Source organism: Anaerostipes faecis, from assembly GCF_910574135.1.
In the GTDB taxonomy this organism is placed as follows: Bacteria; Bacillota; Clostridia; order Lachnospirales; family Lachnospiraceae; genus Anaerostipes; species Anaerostipes hominis.
On record NZ_CAJSYK010000049.1, the window covers coordinates 1 to 4,490 of the forward strand.

Consider the following 4,490-nt stretch of genomic DNA (forward strand, 5'->3'; position numbering starts at 1 on the left):
TGACATGTTTTTTTGTAACTGTTATATATAAAGTAAGGGCGAAAAGCCTGTTTTTCAAGACTTTCGCCCTTCATTATCATAGAAGAATCTTATTTACAGACTTTTTTTCATAGTCTCCATTCAGCAGTACGAATATATCATACTCCAATGAGCAAATAGTTTTGGCTCTCGCTTTCTCAAAGTGCAGAGCCATTCTTCTGCCCTGCGTCTTCTCCCACGGAAGTTCTTATACATACACATGCCCATTTCACAAGTCTTCTTTCTATGCATAGCAGCGTATCTTTCATTGCGGATGGATTGTATTTCCCAAAATAATTCATCCAGCCACTTAGTATCGGATTCTATACATTGCTTTAAATGTGTATCCCAGAAAAATCAAACTCTGTAAGTTCTTCTTCCTTTCACCTGTCCTCGTCCTTACAATACACAATCCTTGTCTTGGTCGGATTCAGTTCCAGCTTACATTCTTCAAACCTTTGAGCCAGGCTCTGCTTGATACATATTGCCTCCTCTTTTGTACGGCAGTGGACTATTCTATCATCTGCATACCTCTCAAACGGGGCTTGCGGAAAATTTCATTTCATCCACATATCAAATACATAGTGCAAAAACATATTTGCAAGAACCGGACTTATTACTCCACCTTATGATTAGAAAGGCATAACGCTCCTTGCGGTGAACCCACTTTTGTTGGGAAGTATTTTCCGTCTTCTATTACTCCTGCTTTTAACCATTGCCGAAACAATTTCAGAACTCGTCTATCACTGATTCTTCTTTCGATAAGACTCATAAGTATTTCATGGTCGATGTTATCAAAATATCCTTTTATGTCTGCATCTACTACATACCAGCTCTTATATAAAGTCTTCTGTACCTTCTTCGTTGCCTGTATTGCGTCCCGTTTTGGTCTGAACCCATATGAGCATTCTAAAAAGTTTGCTTCAAAAACTGGTTCAACTACTATTTTGCATGCCTGTTGTACAATTCTATCTCTAATAACAGGTATACCCAATGGTCGCTGTTTACCATCTGGCTTTGATATATAAACTCTCTTAACTGGTTTTGGATAATAGATGCCTTTTACTAAATCTTCCTGGGTATCCAATAAGTATGATTCCACTCCATACTCTTCAATCATTTCAAAGGTCACACCATCTATTCCGGCACTTCCTTTGTTTTCTTTTACTCTTTCCACGCCCGCCATAAAACATCCAGGCGAAAAATACGGTCATACAACGCATGAAATCTGCGTTGCTTATCCTTTTTGGCAGCCAAGTATAGTTTGCATTGAAGTTGTCGTGATTTATCTATTGAGTGTTGTTGTCCCTTTTGAGGCATGCACTGTCCCTTACCTTCCTGTTTAACTTGACTAAAGTAGAGCCCCTTTTCCAAATACGTTTATCTTACCGCACCATCATAGATACTATGGGCTCCTCCGACTCCTCATAATGCGTCTTCTTGAATTTCGTGTGTTACTTATATCAAGAATTACATGTTTATGGTTCCATGACACTATGAGGTCTCTTCTGTTCCATCAACAACTATGTTAACATTCCGCTCCCTCTACACCGAAGGGTTCTTCAGCGCTGCTTCCAGTTTCTTCACGCCTTCCGTGGTCTTCGTCAGAAAGCCAGTGACTCGACACCCTCTTTTTCCCAAAAGGGCTAACGTAACGATGCTACAGGATTCACTTAATGTTACGGAGCTCACTGGTGATTACTCCGACCAGACTTTCACTGGCAAGCTGTTGACAGCTTGCAGAACACACGACTTTCACCCATTAGTAACGTGCGCAGCCAGGCGCACTCAGAAAAAACTCCGGTCATAGATTTTAACCGGAGTTTTTTTATTAAAGGTCATAAAATACAATGCGTCTTGGCGCTTATCGTTTCTCAAAATGCTGATAGTCTTTATATGTAATCCAGTCACCGCCCCACTGAAAACCGTGTTTCCTGAAAATCCGGTACACACGGTCATTTCTGTGGATCATATTATATTTATACTTGCCTCTGCACTTTTTTACATCTCTCTGCGCATAGATTTTTCCGTTTTCAGGTGTGATGGAATTTCTCTTTACAAAGGGGTTGACCCTCGGATTAATGTCAATCGCTTTGCCGTAAGCATGGTTGGACAGGTGACTGGTCCCTTCTACAATCCGGTAGTTAAAGGCGGAGGTGTTATTGGCTTCCATAGATTTTGTGTCATCGGCGCCGTAATCATCGACCAGACGGATACTCTCGATCGGGTACTGCATATCATAAAGCTCCTGAAAAATTTCCACCGTATCTTTGGCAATGGACTTATTCACAAGCAGCTGCCCACTCCTGATCTTCCCGTCATAACCGTAATATTTCACCTTCACATAGCGCAGGTCCTGAATTTTTATGTTCGGATTGGACCTGTAAGAAACCCCGCTGATTTTTTCTTTCACTGCCTTCGGGACCTTTTCGTAAGAAAAACCGCTGATGCTTTTATTGGAAAATGCCGGTTTGACGGGTTCCTTTTCTCTTATCTCCTGAACGGATGCACCCAGTCCAATCAATGCCGCCAGCATCATACTTACAATATGTTTCCCCATAGGATCCCTCCCGTCTACGGTCTGCCGTTTAGCTGAAATAAACTGTCTAACAGCAGCCAGTTGGCCCGAAACGGCCTCATCAGATTCCAGTATCCGATACCCGTAAAACCATATTCTTTTGCTGTCCGGACTTTTACATCGATACTCCGGACATCTTCAAACCATACTTCATGTTCTGTTCCATTTAACGTGTAGTTAAAAAATGGGCTCATAGCAGTCTCATCGAACCGGATCTGTACTCCGTTCTGATCTGCGATCTCCACTGCTTCCACATTTCCGATCGTCCTTGCCCTTGTGGTTCCTCTCTCGTAGGGGAGCGGCCAGTCATAGGCATAGTTCGGAATGCCCATATATATTTTCTCCGGCGGGATCTCTGTCACTGCGTAATCCAAAACCTGTTGGACTTTGTTGATCGGTGCAACTGCCATTGGCGGCCCGAACGTATATCCCCATGCACGTCAATGGTAGTATTATATTCTTATTTTCTAATATTATAACACACATTTATGTCTACTTTTACTTGACATATGTCAAGTAGCGTAGTATACTATAACTTATAGAAAGGAAGTGAAATAAATGCCTGAAATAACAAGATTTTATGGAATCGTCATTAAGATTTTTTTCCGTGGCGAACATAATCCCCCACACATACATGCTGTATATGGTGAACATAATGGGGTATTTGAAATTTCCACAATGGAAATGATCGAAGGTGACCTGCCTAGGAAAGCGATTAAGTTAGTGCAGGAATGGGGAGAATCTTATAAAGACGATTTGCAAGAAATGTGGGATAGCAAACAATTAAAAAAACTTCCGCCGCTTGAATAGCGGTGGAAGCCAGATTGGAGGTGATTATAATGCTTTCCATAAAAGTAAAAGATGTAATTCCGTTAAGCGATATGAGGTTACTTGTATTCTTTGAAAACGATATGATAAAACTATTTGACGTGAAGCCCATCATGAAAGATTATCCAGAATTTGAAGCTTTGAAAAATACAGATCTTTTTAACCTTGTAAAAGTTGAACCTGGCGGCTACGGAATTTCTTGGTCTCATGAACTTGACTGCTCTGAAGGTGAGTTGTGGGAAGACGGAGTTGAATTACCTATTACCCCTGAATTTTTTATAAACTTTGTTAAGTATGGCATTATAAATACAAAAGATGCCTGTGATCTTTTAGATTGCAGTCGTCAGAATATTGATGATCTATTAAAAAGAAAGAAAATAACTCCTGTAAAATCGTTCCAGCGTAATAAACTATTTTTAAAAAGCGATATTCTAAAAAGACATGATGTACTTTAATTATCTCATTAAATTTAAAGAGCAGCTCATCTGAGCTGCTCTTTAAATTCCTATTTGTCAGACTAATGGGTTCTTATCCACATGTAAACAGTAACATACGGTTGTAAATTGTTGTGTGATTGTCCTCCACCAGTACTGCCCGTTGATAATTTTTGAGTGCTGTTTGCAATTATTGTATTACAATTTGTACTCCCGGTGATGTTAGCTCCATTTTTTTTATTCCCATCCCACATCCAAATCACAGGATTTTCATCATGTGAATGAGCAGGAATTTCTTTTTCGCTTAATTTATGAATCTTTTCACCTCCAGATTGACGCACTGTAGAAAAATCTACATCTGATTCATCTACTCCAACTAATGTCTTCCCTTTGGCAAATCGTTCCCATATTCCTCCAAAACTTGAACTAGGATCTATATTGCTTACAGATATATATATAGATCCTATAGGATAAACCCTTTCTAATAAATCCGAATTTAAATCTTCAAATTTTCTGTCAAGATTTACAATAGAATTTTTCAGACTATGAATCTCTCCTGTATGTACCTGATATTGCTCGATACTTACGAGACCCACAGAGTCCAGATCAACCTCAAACGGTGTCGTATTTGA

At 39.8% G+C, this 4,490-nt stretch carries 7 protein-coding genes and 1 pseudogene; 2 read left to right on the forward strand and 6 right to left on the reverse strand.

The window, feature by feature from the left end; genetic code table 11:
• Positions 1–176 precede the first annotated feature (176 nt).
• From QGT46_RS17445 to QGT46_RS16650, 5 genes and pseudogenes are all read right to left on the reverse strand, one after another.
• Positions 177–320, reverse strand: coding sequence for a hypothetical protein (locus QGT46_RS17445; protein WP_235824636.1), 144 nt, complete (start codon positions 318–320; stop codon positions 177–179).
• 81 nt (positions 321–401) lie between these two features.
• The gene (locus tag QGT46_RS17450; protein WP_328514492.1) at positions 402–533 is read right to left on the reverse strand and encodes a hypothetical protein; all 132 of its coding nucleotides are present in this window, start codon (positions 531–533) and stop codon (positions 402–404) included.
• A gap of 101 nt (positions 534–634) precedes the next feature.
• The gene (locus tag QGT46_RS16640; protein WP_270433532.1) at positions 635–1,204 is read right to left on the reverse strand and encodes a reverse transcriptase domain-containing protein; all 570 of its coding nucleotides are present in this window, start codon (positions 1,202–1,204) and stop codon (positions 635–637) included.
• Positions 1,205–1,882: 678 nt separating this feature from the next.
• On the reverse strand, positions 1,883–2,578 hold the full coding sequence (locus QGT46_RS16645; protein ID WP_024727140.1) for a M15 family metallopeptidase: 696 nt from the start codon (positions 2,576–2,578) through the stop codon (positions 1,883–1,885).
• A gap of 14 nt (positions 2,579–2,592) precedes the next feature.
• Positions 2,593–3,030, reverse strand: a pseudogene (locus QGT46_RS16650) (glycosyl hydrolase family 18 protein); the annotation flags it as partial.
• A gap of 124 nt (positions 3,031–3,154) precedes the next feature.
• Here QGT46_RS16650 and QGT46_RS16655 point away from each other — a divergent pair.
• Positions 3,155–3,406, forward strand: coding sequence for a DUF4160 domain-containing protein (locus tag QGT46_RS16655; RefSeq protein ID WP_024727138.1), 252 nt, complete (start codon positions 3,155–3,157; stop codon positions 3,404–3,406).
• A 29-nt stretch (positions 3,407–3,435) separates the two neighbouring features.
• A complete protein-coding gene (locus QGT46_RS16660) occupies positions 3,436–3,879 on the forward strand; it encodes a DUF2442 domain-containing protein (protein WP_024727137.1) in 444 nt (147 codons plus the stop codon).
• Between the two features lie 62 nt (positions 3,880–3,941).
• Here QGT46_RS16660 and QGT46_RS16665 read toward each other — a convergent pair.
• Positions 3,942–4,490: phage baseplate protein (locus tag QGT46_RS16665; protein ID WP_330655946.1), on the reverse strand; the 549-nt coding region annotated here is incomplete at its 5' end.